Consider the following 20,581-nt stretch of genomic DNA (forward strand, 5'->3'; position numbering starts at 1 on the left):
TTTTATTACCATACTATAACCTTAAAGCTATTTCCTTACAACAGTTACAATTTATCTATTATAAGTTTCTTTCACTTGCATACTGCTCATAAATAATTTTCTTTATTTTACCCAATTCCAACACAAAAAAATAAAGTGGTGTTTCACCACTTTATTTTGCGTATTCCACTGCACGTGTTTCACGAATAACAGTTACTTTAATATGTCCTGGATAATCCAGTTCATTTTCAATACGTTTTCGAATATCACGAGCTAAACGATGAGCTTCTAAATCATCAATTGTATCTGGTTTTACCAGAATACGAACTTCACGTCCTGCTTGAATTGCGAAAGATTTTTCTACGCCTTCATAAGACTCTGAAATTTCTTCTAACTTTTCAAGACGACGAATGTAATTCTCAAGCGTTTCACTACGAGCTCCCGGTCTTGCAGCTGATAATGCATCTGCTGCAGCAACTAGAACTGCAATGATAGAAGTTGGTTCTGTGTCACCATGGTGAGATGCGATACTGTTTATTACAACAGGATGCTCTTTATATTTCGTTGCGAGTTCAACACCAATTTCAACGTGGCTACCTTCTACTTCATGATCGATTGCTTTTCCGATATCATGTAATAGACCAGCACGTCTTGCTAGTTTTTCATCCTCACCAAGCTCCGCTGCCATAAGTCCAGTTAAGTATGCAACTTCCATAGAGTGTTTTAAGACGTTTTGTCCGTAACTTGTACGGTATTTTAAACGACCTAAAATTTTAATTAAATCTGGATGTAAGCCATGAACACCCACTTCAAACGTTGTTTGCTCTCCGACTTCACGAATATACTCGTCCACTTCACGTCTTGATTTTTCGACCATCTCTTCAATACGCGCTGGGTGAATACGTCCGTCCTGTACTAGTTTATCAAGAGCGATACGAGCTGTTTCACGACGAATCGGGTCAAATCCAGATAGAATTACCGCTTCTGGTGTATCATCGATAATAAGGTCAATACCTGTTAACGTTTCTAACGTACGAATGTTACGACCTTCACGTCCGATAATACGTCCCTTCATTTCGTCATTTGGAAGATTTACAACCGAAACGGTTGTTTCAGCAACATGATCAGCTGCACATCTTTGCATTGCAAGAGATAAAATCTCTTTTGCCTTCTTATCCGCTTCTTCTTTCGCGCGAACTTCACTTTCTTTTACCATAACGGCAATTTCATGAGAAACTTCACTTTCCACTTTACCAAGAATAATTGCTTTCGCTTGTTCGCGGGTCAGATTGGAAATGCGCTCTAATTCTGTTTGTTGCTTTTGAACTAACTCTCCCACTTTGCTTTCCAACTCTTCAATCTGTTGTTGTTTCGCTACAAGAGATTCCTCTTTCTTTTCTAACTGTTGCTCGCGCTTATCGAGCGTTTCGTCTTTACGATCAAGGTTCTCTTCTTTTTGCATTAAACGATTTTCTTGTTTTTGTAATTCGCTTCTACGGTCACGAATTTCTAATTCAGCTTCTGTACGAAGTGTATGAATTTCATCCTTTGCTTCTAAAAGCGCTTCTTTCTTAAGTGCTTCAGCATCACGATTCGCTTCGTCTAGAATACGTTTTGCTTCATTAGCTGCACCATTAATCTTCGCTTCAGCAATAGACTTTCGAACAAAAAAGCCAACAACTGCACCGACTGTTGCAAGCAAAATGGAGATGAGTATCCAAACTGTACTACTCATGATTTCACCTCCCCTTGCTATGAATGAAAAAAGACTGTCGGCATGTACATTGAATTACAACGTACAGCAAAGACCGTCGTCCCGCTTTTTTAAGGGACTTTCTTCATTTCACAATTAAAATGTCATATTATTATTTCGGCAAGATTAAAGTCTTACTCCGAATATTACTTCTCTTCTTGAGAAGAGTATATCGTATATAAGAAAAAATATACATTCTCATTGTATCTATCGCAATTTTCATTGTCAAGCGTTGTCTACTTTTACTTTCTTTACCTTCAGCCCTGAATCTTATATGGATTTAAAAAACAGACGGCATATTATCCTGGAAAACCTTAGAAAATCCCAATTCATTCACTTAAAATATATGAATATTCCCCTTTACACATAGCCTTTTGGATAGAATAAATATTTTATCTCCAGCTATATATAACGCTTTCATAGTGGATTAAAAAATAAAAGACACGGGACCGTGTCTTTTATTTTTTAATCTTGACGAGTTGAATCTTCCGTGTCTTCAACACCAGAGTTTTCACCAATTCCGTGATGTTCACGAACAAAGAAGGCAATTTCCTCTCTTAAATCCGTATTCTCTTTTAAGAATTGCTTCGAATTTTCACGACCTTGTCCTAAGCGTTCTTCATTATAAGAGTACCAAGCACCGCTCTTTTGAACGATATCAAGTTCAGAAGCCATATCTAAGATTTCACCTTCTCTTGAAATACCTTCTCCGTACATAATATCAACTTCAGCAACACGGAATGGCGGTGCTACTTTATTTTTAACTACTTTTATTTTCGTTTTATTACCAACAATATCGTTACCTTGCTTTAACTGCTCAGCACGACGTACTTCAAGACGGACAGTTGAATAGAATTTCAACGCACGACCACCTGGAGTTGTTTCTGGCACTATCTATAGATTTTCCATCTCTATAGTCCGGACTATCTCTTCATCTCTTTGCAGAGAGCCTTGCACTTCCAGCAGTAGCCTATCATCTGCCGTACCCTACTCAGTTAACTAAAAGTCCTTTTCGGTAGTCTCTACACCTTCCCCATATAACTATGGAACTTGGCACGGTATTACCCTAATAAAATGGTGGGCTTCACCGTTAGCAACTATATGAATAGTTACACCCTTAGGCAATAAGGTTCACAAGGTTTTTTAACATGCTATCACTAGCAAGGGAAACCCAGAGTAAACTCCTTAATCTTTTGCACGACTTTTTCTTTATTTGCTAACTCTTCTTCATGTATAACGAGATATTTATAGCAGCTCTCTTGCATAAATAAAAGTTTTCTTTTATCTCGTTCTTTTATTTTTTTGAGTGAGTGTGCCCATTTCCCATGGACATCTAAACAATATTTTCTACCTAAGTAGAAATCAATAGACCACTTATCGATTCTTTTTTGCTTAATGAATGCCAGATCTAAACTTAACAACATCTGTTCAACTTGTTGTTCAAGTAAAGTATCATAATTTTTCTTTCTGACCTTTACATTAAGCTCTTTTCTCCTTTTAGCAACACACGTATCGGATACGCCATACTTAACGGCAATTTCAACATGTGATAAATATGGATTTTTCAACTCTTGTTCAACTTCTGCGGTTTTAGGCAAGTAAATCTTCCTGTGTCTGGTTCTTTTAATTCCAAGTAACTTTAAAATTTCACCTACTCGCCTTTCATCAAGATTAATTTCTTGACCTATATCTCTCAATTTTCTATCCGCATGTGTCACAATAAAATCCACTTGCCATTGTTCTATGTTTCGATAAGTTCTATTTCCAATTGTCACTGCCACTTTAATCTCTCCTTATAAGAAATTCCTTATAAAGACTTAGTCGAAGAAGACAAATAAAGATTCAAGTACATTACTTTGATTAAGCAACTTGTGGTTGATTTCCGAACATAACCCCAACTTTTTCACGAATTTGGTTGATAAAGATTGCGATTGTTTTTGATTTGTTGATTGCACCTGAAAGTTTACGAAGTGCTTGTGACATTAAACGTGCTTGTAAACCAACGTGAGAGTCACCCATGTCCCCTTCGATCTCAGCTTTCGGTACAAGAGCTGCCACAGAGTCAATTACGATAATATCAACCGCTCCACTTCGTACAAGTGCTTCTGCGATTTCTAGTCCTTGCTCCCCTGTATCAGGCTGTGATAATAGTAATTCATCTATGTTAACACCTAATTTTTGTGCATATACAGGATCCATTGCATGCTCCGCATCAATGAACGCTGCTTGTCCACCTTGACGCTGTACTTCCGCGATTGCGTGTAATGAAACTGTTGTTTTACCTGAACTTTCAGGTCCATAAATTTCAATAACACGGCCACGTGGGTATCCGCCTACCCCTAGTGCCACATCAAGTGCTAAAGAACCACTTGAAAATGTAGAAATTCTACGCTCCGCTTGTTCTCCTAATTTCATAATTGAACCTTTACCGAATTGCTTCTCTATTTGTTTTAACGCCATATCTAATGCCGCTTGACGATCGCTCATTCAAAATTCCTCCTTAACTAAATTGCTAATCTTATTATACCTATTTTCAATTCAATTTGCCAACAAAAATCGAACATTTATTCGTTTTTTTATTTTATATCGAATAAAACTAGGTTTTCCAACAAAAAAAACTAGAAGAAATTTATATCTCTTCTAGCTTTTTAAATAAATGATAAAATCCATATTTTGTAGAGCGTTCTCTAATTTGTTGACGACTTCCACTTAAATTAAGCGAGAAGACTACAGCTGGTTCATCTTTAATCACCAATCCAATAAATACTGTTCCTGGTTCTTTATGCTCTGAAGCATCCGGTCCTGCCACCCCAGTGAAACTAATTCCGATATCTGCTTTTAACAGTTCCTTTACATTTTCAGCAAGATAGCGAGCACACTGTTTACTAACCGCGCCATCAGTACGTAACACTTCTTCAGGTACATGTAAAATTTGTTGCTTCACATCATTTTGATAACAAATGACACCGCCTTTAAATACAGACGAAACACCAGCATTTTCTGTTACTTGATTTCCAAAAAGACCACCTGTTAAACTTTCTGCACACGCTAAAGTTAACCCTTTTTCCTTCAATAGCCTTATTGCCTTGTAATGAAGGAAATCTTGGTCATATCCGTAGAAAAATTCTCCTACTCTTTCTAAAATCAAATCTTCCACATGCTGAATCAGTTTCTCCGCCTCATCAGCATCATGATGTTTGGCAGTTAAACGTAATGTCACTTCTCCATCATTTGCAAGTGGTGCAATGGTTGGGTTCGTTTGTCCATCAATTAAATCTTGAACTTTCACCTCTAATTGAGATTCCCCAATACCAAAAAAACGAAGAACACGAGAATAAATATTTTCCCCCGTTGTAAACTTACATAAAAAAGGCTCTACGTAACTTATATACATCGGCTTCATTTCTTTTGGTGGTCCTGGTAATAAAATATAAACTTTTCTGTTCGTATTTAATCCCATACCAGGCGCCATACCGTGATCATTCGCAAATACAGTCGATCCATTTAAAACGAGCGCCTGCTTTTTATTATTCTCCGTAAATTCACGGCCTGTGCGCTTAAAATAATCGCTTATCGATGTTAATGCCTTTTCATCATACACAAGCTCTTCATCTAAACTAGACGCTATTGTTTCTTTCGTTAAATCATCTTTTGTCGGTCCTAATCCACCTGTAAAAATGAGCATATCAGCTCGTTCTTCAGCCAATTCAATTACCTTCTGTAATCGCTTGTTATTATCCCCAACAACAGTATGGTAGTACACGTTAATTCCGATTGAAGCTAACTTTTCAGATAAAAACTGGGCATTTGTATTTGCAATTTGTCCAAGTAATAATTCCGTTCCAACCGCAATAATTTCAGCATTCATCCCAATTCCCCCATAAACTTCTATTTTGAGTTTACAAAAGCATCTTTATTTTTCCAGAAATAATCCCATCCTGAAATAACGGTAAAGAATAATGCAATCCATATGAAAATATCTGCAACTGGAATATGAAGTAGATTTAACGGTACATCATGTAATAAGTATGCTGCAATCGCAATAATTTGTGTCCATGTCTTAATTTTCCCTAGCTGATTTGCTGCAACTACTTCCCCTGTCCCAGCAAGTACAAGGCGTAAACCTGTTACTGCAAACTCACGGCTTATAATTACAATAACGATCCAAGCAGGTACATATTGCATTTCTACCAATGTGATAAGTGCTGCCGAAACAAGTAATTTATCTGCTAACGGGTCAAGGAATTTCCCTAAATTCGTTACAAGATTATATTTTCTTGCATAATGTCCATCAATCCAATCTGTAGCCGAAGCAATAATAAAGATAAGTGCCCCTACTAAATGTTGAATTGGTAACTCTACATCACCAATTATAAATGAGCCCCACTCAAAGGGCGCTAACATAATTACCATAAAAATTGGAATTAAGAAGATTCTAGATATTGTAATTTTATTTGGTAAATTCACAGCTATTCCTCCATCATGTCAAAAACATTTGTTCATTGAAAAAAGTCATCGAAGCGATGACTGTTATTGCGCAGCTTGCCCTATCCCTTGGTTTTTTATCACCAATCTTTGGTGATATTCTTTTGCTGGATCTAATGGGAAAGTAACCACTTGGCCATTCAGTTTAATTTCAACATTCGGTGCACTTCCAATATTAAGCCGCACTTCTTTTACTGTTGATAAATCACGTTTTTCTGTTTGACCACTTTGTACTGTAGTGTTTAGAATTTCGTTACCCGCATCATCTTTAACATCTACATAGCTTGCACCCTTCGCTGAAATTTCCAGTTCTAATGTTTTATTATTATGAATTTCCAAAGTAGATACCTTACCACTCGTTCCAACTACCTTCACTTCTTGTTGTCCAGTTGGTTGCGCTGGTTGCTCTTCTTTCTTTGGTTCTTCTTTCTTTGGTTCTTCTTTTTTTGGTTCTTCTTTTTTTGGTTCTTCCGCTTTCGCTTCATCTTTCTTCGTATCTAACGGAGAATTTTTTGCTTTTTGAACCTCAATTTTCTCACTTTGAGCATTTGGAACTTGCCTATCATCTTTTCCAGTTAACGCTTGAATAACAAACCAGACTACCACTCCAAATGCGATTACTAACAACGCAATCAAAATTTTGGGCATATGATCCGCAATTGGCCATGATGAAGATTTTTGCATTGTTTCTTGTGTTTTTTGTCCAGTTGATACTTGTGGAACTTCACGTTTTTCAGACTGTGGTATCGTACTCTGATATTCCACAAGCAGTTCCTCTCCATTTAATCCAACAGCATCTGCATATTGTTTAATGAATGCACGCGCATAAAAAGCTCCTGGCAACACATCATAATTGCCTTCTTCAATCGCTACTAAATGGCGTTTTTGAATTTTTGTAATCTCATGCAGCTGATCAATAGATAAGCCTTTCGCTTCTCTTGCTTCTGTCAGCTTTTGTCCTAATTCCGTCACTACTAACACCTCAATGTTTCTTTAAAAGTCGAACATAGAGAAATTGTTTTGCGTACCTTGCTCAATTTCATCTACTAAATTATATTGAATTTCTTCATCATAATCGTTACGCAATTCGATAATATAATCAAAATCATCCAATGTGTATTCTGACTGACTCACAAACACATCCGGATGTTCCACAACTTTCGTTGCAGGCAATCTCATGATTTCACGAACGAGCTGCCAGTGTCTTTCATTTGCACGCTTTGTCGACACAATTCCATCTAGTATGAAAATATTATCGTCGCTATACTCATCTTCAATCAATTGGCTACGAACAGTTTGCTTAATGAGAGTAGATGATACGAATAACCATCTCTTATTTGCACAAACACTTGCGGCAACAATAGATTCTGTTTTTCCGACACGAGGCATTCCTCGTATCCCAATTAATTTATGACCTTCTTTTTTCATTATCTCCGCCATAAAGTCTACAAGCAATCCTAATTCATCACGCACAAATCGAAATGTTTTCTTATCATCTGCATCTCGTTGTATGTACCTACCATGTCTAACTGCTAGCTTATCTCTAAGCTTTGGCGGACGATATTTCGTTACCGTTATATTATCCATCGTATTTAAAATTGATTCAAGTCTAGAGATTTGTTCTTGATTATCACACATAAGCAAAAGTCCACGTCGTGCATTATCTACACCATTAATTGTGACAATATTGATGCCAAGCATACCGATTAACGAAGAAACGTCACCAAGTAAGCCAGGTCGGTTTTTATGTATTTCATATTCAAAATACCATTCAATCATCCAAGATCACTCCCCTACGCTTACTTTACACCTACGTACTATATTATATGATTTCGCCTTAATAGGGAAGCTAAATGTATAATCTATTCCTCCTAATTACTATACAAAAAAAGTAGAGAGGAGAAGCTCCTCTCTACTTTTACTTATGTTGTACAAACTTCACCATTAAATTTGCAATTGTATGTTGCTCTTGTTCATCAGCAACTTTCCAAAGCTCAGACAATAATTTTTCTTGATCGTTGCGCGCTTCTACTTCATTTGCTAAATAATCACCAACACGAAATGCCATATCTGATACGGCACCACCATCAAGCCCTTTTCCCCCCGCTTGTTCTAAACGTTCTCCTAAAAAGCTCTTCCACTGATCAAAATTATCTAACACTGACATGTTTAAGCACCTCACTATTTTAGTAATAGAATCATGCTTAATTTGTACAATTTCTTGTTTTTTATGTAAGAATTTTTTAGCAATGCCAACCGCCATTCACTCCGATAATTTGCCCCGTAATATAAGAAGCTCCTGGCGAAACGAGGAAGGAGACTGTTTTTGCTACCTCTTCGGGTAGTCCTATTCTACCTAATGGAATATCTTCAGCAATTTCATTTTTATCATCTTCTGAAAATACATTTAACATTTCTGTTTCGATCGCACCTGGCGCTACCGCATTAACGCGCAATCCACTTAGAGAAACTTCTTTCGCTAAAGCCTTCACATATGAATTTTGTGCACCTTTCACCATTGAGTACAGCACCTCACAAGACGCTCCTATTTGCCCCCAAATGGATGAAATAACAACAACATTACCACTTCTCCGCCCGATCATCGGTGGAAGCGCCATCGATAAAAGTCTATATACACTCTTCACTTGAAGCTCCACCATATAATCTAATTCTTCATTCGTAACATCTGTTACTAATCCAAATATACTCTTTCCAGCTGCGTATACAATAACATCAATAGGATGTTCGATTTGTCCCCACAATTTCTCTGCTCCATCGATAGAAGCTAAATTTGCTTGCACAGGAATCACTGCATCAAACTCCTTTTGTAACCCCCTTATCTTCTCTTCGCTTTTATTGTAATGAATATAGACTGTATAACCATCCTCGATTAACTGCTTCGAAATAGCAGAGCCAATCCCTCCGCTTCCTCCAGTTACTAATGCATACTTTTTCATAAATTCCCTCTCTTATCTTTTTATGTATAAATAAATAATACCCTCATCTTACCATTTGGCAATAACCAAACGTTAGATGAGGGATATAGATACTGCGTTTTTTATTCACATATTACTTCATTTTTTTGGTAACACTTGGCAGACACTCATTTTCTCTTCAATTAATAATGTTTTTGCTGCTTGTTGTAGGTCTTGAACAGTTAATCCTTCTAACACTGTAAGAGCATCAAATAAACTAGATTCATTAAACGCATATCGTGTAAACTGATTTGCAATATATTCAGGTGAATTCAACGATCGTAAAAATCCACCAATTTTCTTTTTCTTCACCCGTTCCAGCGCAGTCTCATCTAACTGATCATAATTCGTTTGTAGTAAAATACCTTTTAATCGCTCTGCCAATTCATCAGGGTGCTTCGTATCTCCACCAACCATTGCAAAACCGAAGTTATTTTCTTCTGTATAGTCATACGAGAACGAATCATCAATAAGACCTTCATTATATAAAGATTCGTAATGAACTGACCCTTTTCCAAATAAATAATCTAAAAGTAATGTAAGTGCAATTTCTTGTTTTAACAGAGCTTGCCCTTTTTCTTTTAAATTCGTTGCCTTAATACCAACTAAACATTTTGGAGTTTGAACAGGCATTGAAATAATCTTTTTCTTTTCATTTACTTCTTCTGGTTCCTCTTCAAAAGAGCGAACGATTTCTGGTTGATTTTCGTAATCTTTTTTCGCTTGATTTTCACGAACTAAATCCATTGTTTTTTCAGGATCAATCGCTCCAACAACAAATAATAACATGTTGCTCGGATGGTAAAAAGTCTCATAACATTCATACAGTAGGTCTTTTGTAATCTTACTAATAGACTCAATCGTCCCTGCAATATCAATTTTAATTGGATGTTTCACAAACAAACTATCGATTAACCCAAAGTATAAACGCCAGTCTGGGTTATCTTGGTACATTTGAATTTCTTGACCGATAATACCTTTTTCTTTTTCAACCGTTTTTTCAGAGAAATACGGTTCTTGTACAAAGTCTAACAACGTATTTAAATTTCTCTCTACATTTGATGTACAGGAAAAGAGATAAGCGGTTCTTGTAAAAGATGTAAAAGCGTTCGCTGAAGCACCTTGTTTACTAAACAATTGAAACGCGTCATGGTCCTCTTTTTCAAACAATTTATGTTCAAGGAAATGAGCAATTCCATCTGGTACACGAGTCATGTCTTCTTTTCCAAGCGGAACAAATGTATTATCAACAGAGCCGTACTTCGTCGTAAATGTTGCAAATGTTTTGTTGAAGCCTTGTTTCGGTAAGATATATACGTCTAATCCATTCGGAAGTTTTTCATAATATAACGTCTCTTTTAATTGCTCATACACAATTTTCTCCATTTATTCTCCCTCCGTTCCATGTAAAAAGTAAATTGTATCTAGTTCAATATTATTAGCAACTTTCACAATCTCTTCTTTCGTCACGCTTTCTATGCCCGTTAGCCATTCTTCAACTGGACGCGTACGCTCCGAGATTACCCCGTGATAAAGCATTTCAACAAAACCACGTGGCGTATCAATTGCCTCTAAGATTTGATTTTGAATTACACTTTTCGTTTGCTGAATCTCTTCCTCTGAAAAATCACCGCTTTGCATTGCTTTCATCTGTTCTTTAATAATTTCAACAGCTTTTTCAAAGTTCTTCGCTTCAATTCCAGACATAACGAAGAGCAAACCTTTATGACTTTCAAATCTCGATGCTGCATAGTACGCTAAACTATTTTTTTCACGGACATTTACGAATAACTTCGAATGAGAAAACCCTCCAAATAACCCGTTAAACAATTGTAATGCAAAATAATCTTCATCTTTATACGTAATGAATGTGCGATAGCCGATATTTAATTTACTTTGCTTTAGTTCTTGTTTTTCAACAATTTCTTTTTCTTCATTATTTCGTTTATGAAGAAGTACATTTCTCTCTTTCATAGCGCGAGGTGAAATCGAAAAATACTTATTTACAAGCTCCACAGCATCTTCTGAAATGTCACCAATGATATATAAATCCATTTCATCTTCAGCTAACACTTTTTGATAATATTGATACAAACTTTCATTTGTAATAGAAGCAACACTTTCTTTTTTTCCATTTGCACTTAAGCGATATGGTTCTACTTTGCACATTTCTGCAATTAAACGCTCGTTTGCATAACGCATTTTATCATCATAAGTAGCTTCAATTCGTTGCAAGAGTGCTCGTTTCTCACTTTCTACAATAGAAGATAGAAAACCGTCCCCTTCTGTTGCTGGATGTAAAACAATATCAGATAACATAGAAAGCGCTTTTTCAAATAACGGTGGTGCATCGCGTAAATATGTTTCATTTGCAATGTCTACATAAATAGAGATGATATGGTCTTCTCCTTTTTTACTTACATCTACCGCTAAAGAAGATCCATATAATTCTTCTAAATATTGACGAAGACGAATTACAGAAGGCAGTTTTTCTGTCGCACTTTGCAATACGTACGGCAATAGGGCACGCTCTGTCACCGTCTCCTCATTTAAAGGTGCTTTAAAACGAAATACAAAGGTATTTGTTTTAAATTTATCGGTCGGAATAATATGTACTCGCAAGCCACCTAATTCATGCAGTTGCTGTTCCATTAGTTTCATTAATAGCCCTCCTTTACGTATGTAGGAATATTCCTCTTCAATATACAGTTTTTAGAAATAAAAAATCAACTTTTCTTCCTTATTATGCTTACATTTGAGTCTTTCTAAAAACTTTAATATGTAAGGAACATAGTAAAATTCCGTATTAAATATATTCTATGTAAAAAAGCCCGCACTAATGTGCGAGCTTTTTTTATACTTTCTAAATACTCATCGTTTTCCTTTTTCATAAGGCGTTCCTAATGCTTTCGGAGCTTCAGATCGGCCTACAAAACCAACGAGTGCTAATATTGTAAATACATACGGTAATATCGTTAAGAATACACTTGGAATTTCTTTTAATATAGGAATTGTACCACCTGTTATCCCAAGTGATTGAGCAAATCCGAAGAACAGCGCTGCTCCAAGAGCACCAAGTGGATTCCATTTACCAAAGATCATAGCTGCTAGTGCTAAGAAACCTTGTCCAGTAATTGTAGCACCTGAGAAGTTACCAGAAATCGACATCGCGAAGACCGCACCACCTACTCCTGCAAACATTCCAGATATACAAACTGCAATATAACGCATTTTATATACATTAATCCCCATCGTATCTGCTGCCATTGGATGTTCACCAACAGCACGTAGACGAAGACCGAAAGGTGTTTTATAAATAATGTACCAAACAACAAATGCTAAAATAATGGCAATATACGATGTTAACGGTACATTTGAGAAAAAGATTTTCCCGATTACCGGAATATCCGAAAGTCCTGGAACATCGATTTTTTCAATGCGGTATTGAATAAAATCAGTCTGTCCTTTACCAAAGATTTTCTTAATCGCAAATACTGTTAAACCGAGAGCCAAAAAGTTAATCGCTACCCCGCTTACTACTTGATCCGCGCGGAATGTAATGGATGCTACTGCGTGAAGAAGTGCAAATAACCCACTACCAATAGCTGCAAATAATAGTGCAATCCAAGGAGTCATTGCTCCCCACGTATCACCCATTAATAACGTTGTAACGATACCAGTAAATGCACCAAATAACATTAAACCTTCTAATGCTATATTTACAACCCCAGAACGTTCACTGAACACTCCACCTAACGCCGTAAAAATAAGTGGCGCTGCCGTATATAACGTACCAGTCACAAGAATGGCTAAAATATCTATAAAGCTCATTTATTTCCCCTCCTTGCTCATGCGTGTAAGTGCCCAACGTAAAACATAACTGCAAGCAACAAAGAAAATAATACATGCGATAATAACATTAATTAACTCAGAAGGTACATCTGCTTCAAAATTCATTTGCGGGGCTGCACTTTTCAAACCACCGAACAGTAAAGCCGATAATAATATACCAAACGGATTATTTCCTCCAAGAAGAGCTACCGCAATCCCATCGAATCCAATACCAGTAAACGATGTCATTGCCGTCATACTTTGGAATGTTCCTAGACCTTCCATTGCCCCACCAATTCCAGCAAAAGCGCCAGCAATTGTCATTGATAATACAACATTACGAGAGACTTTCATCCCTGCATATTGCGATGCATTTTGGTTAAAACCAACCGATTTTAACTCATATCCTAACGTAGTTCTATCTAATACGAACCACATTACAATAGCAATTAAAATAGCTACAACAATTCCCCAGTGCAAACGAGATCCATCTGTCAATGAAGATAGCCAATCAGAAGCTAATGAAGCACTCGCTTGTACATCATAAGATTTCTCATTACCTTCATGTATAAAACGTTTAATAAGATCATACGTAACATAAAGTGCAATGTAGTTCATCATAATTGTGACAATTACTTCATTTACTTTAAGCTTTCCTTTTAAATATCCAGGTATAAATCCCCATAAACCACCGGCAATCGCGGCTACTAAAATAGATAACGGAATATGCAAAAATGCTGGTAACGATACTGCATATCCAAACCAGACAGCGGCAAGCCATCCAACTAATAATTGTCCTTCTACCCCAATGTTAAAGAGACCTGTACGAAACGCAAATGCAACAGACAGACCAGCTAACACGAGTGGAATCATCGTACGTAGCGTCTCACCGATAGCCTGCGGATTTCCAACCATTCCTTCCCAAAGCGCTGCATACCCAACAATTGGATCATATCCACTAACTAACATTACAATGGCACCAACAAGTAAACCAAAAATAACGGATAATACAGGAACTAAAATGTTAATTGTTCGCTCCGTTAAAAATTTTTTAGCCATTTGTATTCACCTTCTCTTTCTCCGTTCCGCCAGCCATCAACAAACCAAGCTGTTGTTCATTTGTTTCTTTCGCATCGACAATTGCTACAATTTTACCTTCATATATAACAGCAACTCGATCACTTACATTTAAAATTTCATCCAGTTCTAGCGATAGAAGTAATACTGCTTTCCCATTATCTCTCTGCTCGATTAATTTTTTATGAATAAATTCAATCGCACCTACATCTAAACCACGTGTTGGCTGTGCTGCAATTAATAAATCTGGATTACGATCTACTTCACGTGCAATGATAGCTTTCTGCTGATTTCCACCTGATAGAGCACGCGCTAATGTTTGTTCGCTAGGCGTACGTACATCAAACTGTTCAATAAGCGCCTTTGCTTTCTCTGTGATTTTGCTAAAATTTAAAATCCCCTTCTTTGAAAATGGATTTTTATAGTATGTTTGCAAAACTATATTGTCTTTAACAGAAAAATCAAGAACTAGCCCGTGTTTATGACGGTCTTCTGGAATATGACCAATTCCTTCCTCTGTAATTCTTCGAACAGGCCAATTCGTTATTTCTTTTCCTTTAATTGCAATAGAACCTGACTCAACTTTTCGTAAACCAGTAATCGCCTCTATTAATTCACTTTGACCATTTCCATCAATCCCTGCAATACCAACGATTTCTCCTGCACGAACAGTTAAGTCAAGGCCTTTTACAGCAGGTAATTGGCGTGCATCATGAACGACAAGATTCGCAACAGACAGAACCTCCTCTTTCGGTTTGGCCCCTATTTTTTCTGTTTTAAAATTCACTTGACGTCCGACCATTAATTCTGCAAGTTTATGTTCATCCATTTTCGCAACGTCAACTGTACCAATTCCTTTACCTTTACGAATAACTGTGCAACGATCGCAAACTTCCATAATTTCTTTTAATTTATGTGTAATAAGAATGATAGATTTTCCTTCTTGCACAAGCTTTTTCATAATTTGAATCAACTCATGAATTTCTTGAGGAGTTAACACTGCAGTCGGTTCATCGAATATTAAAATCTCCGCACCACGATAAAGCGTCTTTAATATTTCAACCCTTTGCTGCATCCCAACCGAAATATCTTCAATCTTTGCATTTGGATCAACAGCTAAACCGTACTGTTCAGATAATTGTTTAATTTCTTTTGCAGCCTCTTCAACAGCTATTTTCCCTTTTCTCTTCGGCTCATTTCCAAGAATGATATTCTCTGTAACTGTAAAATTATGAACAAGCATAAAGTGCTGATGGACCATCCCAATTCCAAGGTCATTTGCTATATTCGGATTTGTAATTTTTACAGGGGTTCCTTTAATTTTAATTTCGCCCTGTTCTGGTTGATACAAACCGAACAGTACATTCATCAACGTTGATTTCCCTGCACCATTTTCTCCAAGTAAAGCGTGTATCTCTCCCTGTTTTACTTGCAGCGTAATATCGTCATTCGCTACAATACCTGGGAATACTTTTGTAATATTGTTCATCTCAATTACGTATTCCATTTTGTTCCTCCTTCTAGCAGGGAACACTCCCCAATTACACTCTATTAAAAGTATTTTTATATATACAAAGGTTAGTTCTAAGAACTAACCTTTGCTATTTCTCTATCATTATTTCTTTAGAGAAGCTTCATATGCTTTATATTCTTCGTCAGTTGCAGGTACTTTAATTTCACCAGCAGTGATTTTCTTCTCAAACTCTTCTATTTTTGTTAAAATTTCTGGGTTTACTTTTTTCACATTATCAGTTGTTTTCGCGATACCAACGCCATCATCTTTTAAGCCGAACTCTTCTACTTTACCGCCTTTTAACTTACCATCTTTCGCTTCTTGCGCTACTTTTGCTACTGCAACATCAACACGTTTTACCATTGAAGTTAAAGTTACGTTTTCAGGCATGCCTTCTTGATTTTGGTCACGGTCAACACCGATTACCCAAACATTTTCACCTTTTTTCTTACGGTTTTTCGCTTCTGTGAATACACCGTTACCAGTTGCACCTGAAGCATGGTAAATTACGTCAACGCCTTGACCGTACATTGCTGAAGCTAATACAGATCCTTTTTCTGGCTTATCAAATGCATCAGCATATTGTGATACAATTTCGATATTTGGATTTACTGCTTTTGCACCAGCTTTAAAACCTGATTCGAATTTTGTAATTAATGGACTCTTCACACCACCAACAAAACCAACTTTATTTGATTTTGTTGTCATCGCTGCTACAGCTCCAACTAGGAATGAACCTTCATGGTCTTTAAATGTAATACTTGTTACGTTTGGCTTCTTTACAACAGTATCTACAATCGCAAATTGCTCTTTTGGATACTGTTCAGCCACCTTTTCAATTGATTTTTCCATTAAGTATCCAATACCAAATGTTGTGTTATAATTATCTTTCGCAAATTTCGTTAAATTTGGAATGTAATCAGCATCTTTACTTGATTGAAGGTAACGATATCCTTCATTTTTCTTTAAATCGTTGTCTTTACCGAATTTTGTTAAACCTTCCCAAGCTGATTGGTTAAATGATTTGTCATCAACGCCCCCAACATCTGTAACCATACCAACCTTAAACTCTTTATCCCCTTTTTTGTCACTATCCGCTTTATCCGAGTTACCACATGCACCTAACACTGTACTTGCTGCTAACGTTAACGATAATAAAAGACCTGTTTTTTTCTTCATACTAGAAACCCCTCCTGAAATGTTTTGTCTAATGATTCATACGCGCTGCTGTCCCTTACTTCTTGCTGTCACCTCCCTAAAAAGGAACTTCCCTACATACGTTTTCTTAATACGTGGAAGCTAAACTTATCAGCTCTAAAGTAATTAATAGAATATAAGATTGGCTCATCATTTTGATCATAGTGCATTTGTTTTAAAACTAGCAGTGCCGTTTCAGGTTCACATTCTAAAATCGGTGAAATTTTCGGGTGATAACCAATCGGTTCAATGTGAGCAACTGCGTATGTGATACGCTTGTGCGTATTATTATGTATTACTGTAAGCAGCGATTCCTCATTGTATCCCGATAAATCTGGTAATATCTCTTTTGCCAGTTTATCAATGCAATATACAACTGGTTCCCCATCCGCTGTACGAACACGTTCAATCATTACTGCGCTAAAAGCATCTTCACAATTAAATTTCTCTTTTTCTTCTTCTGTTAAAGTTGTTGTAGATGATGATAAAAAGATTGTTCCTGGTGTTTTCCCCACACTAGAAATCATATCTGTAATACTAGAAAGTTGCTCTATTCCAGAAGAAAATAACGGCTTCGCATTTACAAATGTCCCTACACCATGTCTACGAATAACAACATTTTCTTCTTCTAAAATACGTAGTGCTTCCCTTAAAGTCGCCCTACTTACACCAAGTTCTTTCGCTAGATCAAACTCTGAAGGTAACTTTTGTTTTTCTTTGTAAGCCCCATCTTTAATTTTTCCTTTGATGTGATCAATCACCCGCAAATATAGGTGACGACTATCGGATTTTACTGACATAAGACTCCCCCGCATTTCAATTATTCGACCTCTGATGTAAGACTTCTTTTCTCTTTTTTCAACTTACAACATAGTATAAATTACTAAATACTAAAAATAAGCGTAATTATCGAATAAATATTAATAATTTTTCAAGATGAAATTTTCACACTTTATTCCATAAAAAAAACTTTGTACCATAAACATTTCTCATATAGAGAAAAAGTTCGGCACAAAGATCCCTTACATCCTTTGTTACACACTTTTCCCCTCATAGTCTAGCAATTCATGGTTGCCAGGTAGAAACTTATGGACCTTATCTCCAAGATTATATGAGGCAGTGATTCTTTTCGAAGTAATCTTACCACTTGCTCCCATATGTGTCAACAGAATTCAACATTTTTCTACATTAAATATCGAACGTTTTGAAAACCAAAACGATAAGCATTCGTATTCTAAAGGACCCTCAAAGATGTAAGCCCTTTCTTCGTCGGTGACTATAGTATATAACAAAAACAGCATATAAAAAAGCCTAATTGTAAAAACAATTAGGCTTTTTTTAAGAACTTTTTTCTTGCACATCTTTAATGAGTACTCCCCTTGGTTTACTACCTTCATAAGGACCTACTACACCATTCATTTCCATGGCATCAATTAAACGAGCTGCTCGCGTATATCCTACTCTAAATCTACGTTGTAACATAGAAACAGATGCTGTTTGCATTTCTACTACAAGCTGAACCGCTTCATCGTATAATTCATCTTCTACTTCCTGCTTTGTTTCAGGAACATCTTGTGGAATCATATCCTCTTGATATTGCGCTTTTTGCTGCGCAATAACAGATTCTACGACTCTCTCAACTTCATCATCTGATAAAAACGCCCCTTGTACACGAACAGGTTTCGATGCACCAATTGGTATGAATAACATATCTCCACGACCTAGCAACTTTTCTGCACCACCACCGTCAAGAATCGTTCGAGAATCTATTTGGGAAGATACAGCAAATGCAATACGCGATGGAATATTCGCTTTAATAACACCTGTGATAACATCAACTGACGGGCGCTGAGTCGCAATAATTAAATGAATACCAGCAGCACGTGCCATTTGCGCTAAACGCATAATCGCATCTTCTACATCCGAAGAAGCAACCATCATTAAATCAGCTAACTCGTCCACAATTACTACAATATATGGTAATTCAGGTTGTTTCGCTTCCGATTGGCTATTATGTTCTTTAATATAATCATTATATCCTTCAATGTTACGCGTACCGCTATGCGCGAATAATTCATAACGACGCTCCATTTCACTCACAACTTTCTTCAAAGCCTGTGATGCTTTTTTCGGATCAGTTACGACTGGTGTTAATAAGTGCGGAACACCGTTATATACATTTAACTCTACCATTTTCGGATCAATCATCATTAATTTTACTTCATGCGGTTTTGCACGCATTAAAATACTTACAATAATTCCATTAATACATACACTCTTTCCACTACCAGTCGCACCAGCTACTAATAAATGGGGCATTTTATTTAAACGTGCCAATACAGCCTCTCCTGTAACATCACGTCCAAGACCGATTAATAACTTCTCTTCTGGGTGGTTATTCGCCTTTGAATCAAGAACTTCTCTCAGCGTTACCATAGAAACTTCTGAATTCGGAACCTCAATCCCTACAGCTGATTTCCCGGGAATAGGTGCTTCAATACGAATGTCTTTCGCTGCTAAAGCAAGCGCTAAATCATCACTTAAACTAACAATTTTACTTACCTTTACTCCCATATCAGGATACACTTCATATTTCGTAACTGCAGGACCTCTATGTACTTTTGTTACTTTCGCTTTCACACCAAAACTTTGGAATGTACGTTCCAATTTACGAGCATTTTCATAAATTTCCGCATTTTCATTTGTAACTTGCTTATTTTGGGGAAACTTTAATATATCAAGCGAAGGAAGCTTATAATCTTTATTTTCCACATTAGAAAATTGCATAGGAGGTGCTTTCGTTTCACCTTCTAGCGATTCAACGATTTTTTCTCCTCGTTTCTTGTGAGGTTGTTCTTCTGGCGCAGGCGGAACTGCCTCTTCAATAAACGGAGGAGTGATTAAATCATTTTCTTCTATCTGCTTTTCCGTCTCTTCACGTACTGGATAATTCTCAGTAAAATTCGAAATAATTGGTGGACCAATTTCTATTTCTTCTACTGGCTCAATAGCTTCTTCTTGTTCAGCAACACGTTCACGCCTCTTGCTTCTTGTTGTTTTTTTCTTTTCAGTTTGCTCGGCGACCCTTTGAGATTTCCAATCTTTATAATCCCCTTGCATTACTTGAAACTGACTTCTAAGAATTCTCCCTACCGGAGCAAGTACTTCTCCAATATGTTTATTTGTTATACAAAGTATTCCAAGAATAACTAAAATAATTCCAATGATATATGCCCCTACTTCGTCAAATAAGAAGTAGCACGTTGCGAACATCAGTGCACCGAACATACCACCACCTAAATGAACACTATCCGGGCCCTTTTTCATTTCAAGGAAGAAGTAATCTTTTGTACTAACAATTACAGAAGTATTTTGCACAGCTCCATCTTTCGTAAGCAGGTTAAATAATGTAATATGACTAAACATTAATATTGCTAGTACAATTAAATAAACACCTATTAGCCGTTTATTTAAAAGGTTGGGCCATCCCCGCTTTATTACAAACGCAACAGATAAAGCTATTACACCTAACACACCAATTATGTACCACTCACCAAAGAAGAAGCGAAAAAATAACACAAACGATTTCCCTACAACACCTAGCTGTAAAATCGTAATAATCGAAAGTGCAAAAAGAGTCAACCCGACGATTTCATAATACAAAGTTGGCTTTATCGTACGTCTTGCCTTAGCCTTCGTCCCTCTTTGCTTTTGTTTTGCCATTTCTTCACCTCGTGTTCTAAAAATTAAGTACAACTTTCTTATAAAAAA

The 20,581-nt window shown here is 36.7% G+C and carries 17 protein-coding genes, 1 pseudogene and 1 riboswitch; all 18 genes and pseudogenes read right to left on the reverse strand.

What is annotated here, in order from left to right; all coding sequences use genetic code 11:
• Positions 1-151 precede the first annotated feature (151 nt).
• The 18 genes and pseudogenes from rny to SB773_RS17500 all read right to left on the reverse strand — a co-directional run bounded on the left by rny (position 152) and on the right by SB773_RS17500 (position 20,533).
• Positions 152-1,714 carry a ribonuclease Y gene (rny, locus tag SB773_RS17415; RefSeq protein WP_002111330.1) on the reverse strand — a complete coding sequence of 521 codons (1,563 nt, stop codon included), beginning with the start codon at positions 1,712-1,714 and terminating at the stop codon, positions 152-154.
• A 483-nt stretch (positions 1,715-2,197) separates the two neighbouring features.
• Positions 2,198-2,623, reverse strand: a complete 426-nt coding sequence (locus SB773_RS17420) for a recombinase RecA family protein (protein WP_002088046.1) — start codon at positions 2,621-2,623, stop codon at positions 2,198-2,200.
• 266 nt (positions 2,624-2,889) lie between these two features.
• On the reverse strand, positions 2,890-3,513 hold the full coding sequence (locus SB773_RS17425; protein ID WP_088034594.1) for a PDDEXK family nuclease: 624 nt from the start codon (positions 3,511-3,513) through the stop codon (positions 2,890-2,892).
• Positions 3,514-3,610: 97 nt separating this feature from the next.
• Positions 3,611-4,219, reverse strand: a pseudogene (gene recA / locus SB773_RS17430) (recombinase RecA); the annotation flags it as partial.
• Positions 4,220-4,361: 142 nt separating this feature from the next.
• Positions 4,362-5,600: a competence/damage-inducible protein A gene (locus SB773_RS17435; RefSeq protein WP_410591120.1), complete on the reverse strand. Its 1,239-nt coding sequence runs from the start codon at positions 5,598-5,600 to the stop codon at positions 4,362-4,364.
• Between the two features lie 20 nt (positions 5,601-5,620).
• The gene (gene pgsA, locus SB773_RS17440; RefSeq protein ID WP_002014596.1) at positions 5,621-6,199 is read right to left on the reverse strand and encodes a CDP-diacylglycerol--glycerol-3-phosphate 3-phosphatidyltransferase; all 579 of its coding nucleotides are present in this window, start codon (positions 6,197-6,199) and stop codon (positions 5,621-5,623) included.
• A 63-nt stretch (positions 6,200-6,262) separates the two neighbouring features.
• Entirely contained in the window at positions 6,263-7,189 is a 927-nt protein-coding gene (locus SB773_RS17445) for a helix-turn-helix domain-containing protein (protein ID WP_016127442.1), read from the reverse strand.
• Between the two features lie 21 nt (positions 7,190-7,210).
• Positions 7,211-7,996, reverse strand: coding sequence for a DUF3388 domain-containing protein (locus SB773_RS17450; RefSeq protein ID WP_000574107.1), 786 nt, complete (start codon positions 7,994-7,996; stop codon positions 7,211-7,213).
• A 139-nt stretch (positions 7,997-8,135) separates the two neighbouring features.
• Positions 8,136-8,384 carry a DUF3243 domain-containing protein gene (locus SB773_RS17455; protein WP_000114449.1) on the reverse strand — a complete coding sequence of 83 codons (249 nt, stop codon included), beginning with the start codon at positions 8,382-8,384 and terminating at the stop codon, positions 8,136-8,138.
• 76 nt (positions 8,385-8,460) lie between these two features.
• Positions 8,461-9,174 carry an elongation factor P 5-aminopentanone reductase gene (gene ymfI / locus SB773_RS17460; RefSeq protein WP_002014593.1) on the reverse strand — a complete coding sequence of 238 codons (714 nt, stop codon included), beginning with the start codon at positions 9,172-9,174 and terminating at the stop codon, positions 8,461-8,463.
• Between the two features lie 117 nt (positions 9,175-9,291).
• On the reverse strand, positions 9,292-10,578 hold the full coding sequence (gene yfmH / locus SB773_RS17465; protein WP_002014592.1) for an EF-P 5-aminopentanol modification-associated protein YfmH: 1,287 nt from the start codon (positions 10,576-10,578) through the stop codon (positions 9,292-9,294).
• Positions 10,579-11,853, reverse strand: coding sequence for an EF-P 5-aminopentanol modification-associated protein YfmF (gene yfmF / locus SB773_RS17470; RefSeq protein WP_002033691.1), 1,275 nt, complete (start codon positions 11,851-11,853; stop codon positions 10,579-10,581).
• A 210-nt stretch (positions 11,854-12,063) separates the two neighbouring features.
• Complete coding sequence (locus SB773_RS17475) at positions 12,064-13,023, reverse strand: ABC transporter permease (RefSeq protein WP_002066758.1); 960 nt, start codon at positions 13,021-13,023, stop codon at positions 12,064-12,066.
• Positions 13,024-14,082 carry an ABC transporter permease gene (locus tag SB773_RS17480; protein ID WP_002088061.1) on the reverse strand — a complete coding sequence of 353 codons (1,059 nt, stop codon included), beginning with the start codon at positions 14,080-14,082 and terminating at the stop codon, positions 13,024-13,026.
• Complete coding sequence (locus tag SB773_RS17485) at positions 14,075-15,607, reverse strand: ABC transporter ATP-binding protein (protein ID WP_410591126.1); 1,533 nt, start codon at positions 15,605-15,607, stop codon at positions 14,075-14,077. Before SB773_RS17485 ends, SB773_RS17480 begins: the two co-directional genes overlap by 8 nt.
• Positions 15,608-15,715: 108 nt before the next feature.
• The gene (locus SB773_RS17490; RefSeq protein ID WP_044442918.1) at positions 15,716-16,792 is read right to left on the reverse strand and encodes a BMP family lipoprotein; all 1,077 of its coding nucleotides are present in this window, start codon (positions 16,790-16,792) and stop codon (positions 15,716-15,718) included.
• 92 nt (positions 16,793-16,884) lie between these two features.
• Positions 16,885-17,610: a GntR family transcriptional regulator gene (locus SB773_RS17495; RefSeq protein ID WP_002088063.1), complete on the reverse strand. Its 726-nt coding sequence runs from the start codon at positions 17,608-17,610 to the stop codon at positions 16,885-16,887.
• A gap of 233 nt (positions 17,611-17,843) precedes the next feature.
• A riboswitch (purine riboswitch) is annotated at positions 17,844-17,945 on the reverse strand.
• A gap of 203 nt (positions 17,946-18,148) precedes the next feature.
• Positions 18,149-20,533 (reverse strand): DNA translocase FtsK, encoded by a 2,385-nt coding sequence (locus SB773_RS17500; RefSeq protein ID WP_002014584.1) that lies wholly within the window; start codon positions 20,531-20,533, stop codon positions 18,149-18,151.
• Between the last annotated feature and the right edge of the window lie 48 nt (positions 20,534-20,581).

Origin of the sequence: Bacillus sp. SIMBA_074, assembly GCF_046534555.1 — a bacterium.
Lineage (GTDB): Bacteria > Bacillota > Bacilli > Bacillales > Bacillaceae_G > Bacillus_A > Bacillus_A mycoides.

What these genes read in the sequence shown, in the direction of transcription:
- rny (WP_002111330.1), bottom strand. Translation starts at nt 1,714, where the DNA reads ATGAGTAGTACAGTTTGGATACTCATCTCCATTTTGCTTGCAACAGTC.
- SB773_RS17480 (WP_002088061.1), bottom strand. Translation starts at nt 14,082, where the DNA reads ATGGCTAAAAAATTTTTAACGGAGCGAACAATTAACATTTTAGTTCCT.
- ymfI (WP_002014593.1), bottom strand. Translation starts at nt 9,174, where the DNA reads ATGAAAAAGTATGCATTAGTAACTGGAGGAAGCGGAGGGATTGGCTCT.
- SB773_RS17485 (WP_410591126.1), bottom strand. Translation starts at nt 15,607, where the DNA reads ATGGAATACGTAATTGAGATGAACAATATTACAAAAGTATTCCCAGGT.
- SB773_RS17435 (WP_410591120.1), bottom strand. Translation starts at nt 5,600, where the DNA reads ATGAATGCTGAAATTATTGCGGTTGGAACGGAATTATTACTTGGACAA.
- yfmH (WP_002014592.1), bottom strand. Translation starts at nt 10,578, where the DNA reads ATGGAGAAAATTGTGTATGAGCAATTAAAAGAGACGTTATATTATGAA.
- SB773_RS17500 (WP_002014584.1), bottom strand. Translation starts at nt 20,533, where the DNA reads ATGGCAAAACAAAAGCAAAGAGGGACGAAGGCTAAGGCAAGACGTACG.
- yfmF (WP_002033691.1), bottom strand. Translation starts at nt 11,853, where the DNA reads ATGAAACTAATGGAACAGCAACTGCATGAATTAGGTGGCTTGCGAGTA.
- SB773_RS17475 (WP_002066758.1), bottom strand. Translation starts at nt 13,023, where the DNA reads ATGAGCTTTATAGATATTTTAGCCATTCTTGTGACTGGTACGTTATAT.
- SB773_RS17490 (WP_044442918.1), bottom strand. Translation starts at nt 16,792, where the DNA reads ATGAAGAAAAAAACAGGTCTTTTATTATCGTTAACGTTAGCAGCAAGT.
- SB773_RS17450 (WP_000574107.1), bottom strand. Translation starts at nt 7,996, where the DNA reads ATGATTGAATGGTATTTTGAATATGAAATACATAAAAACCGACCTGGC.
- SB773_RS17495 (WP_002088063.1), bottom strand. Translation starts at nt 17,610, where the DNA reads ATGTCAGTAAAATCCGATAGTCGTCACCTATATTTGCGGGTGATTGAT.
- SB773_RS17455 (WP_000114449.1), bottom strand. Translation starts at nt 8,384, where the DNA reads ATGTCAGTGTTAGATAATTTTGATCAGTGGAAGAGCTTTTTAGGAGAA.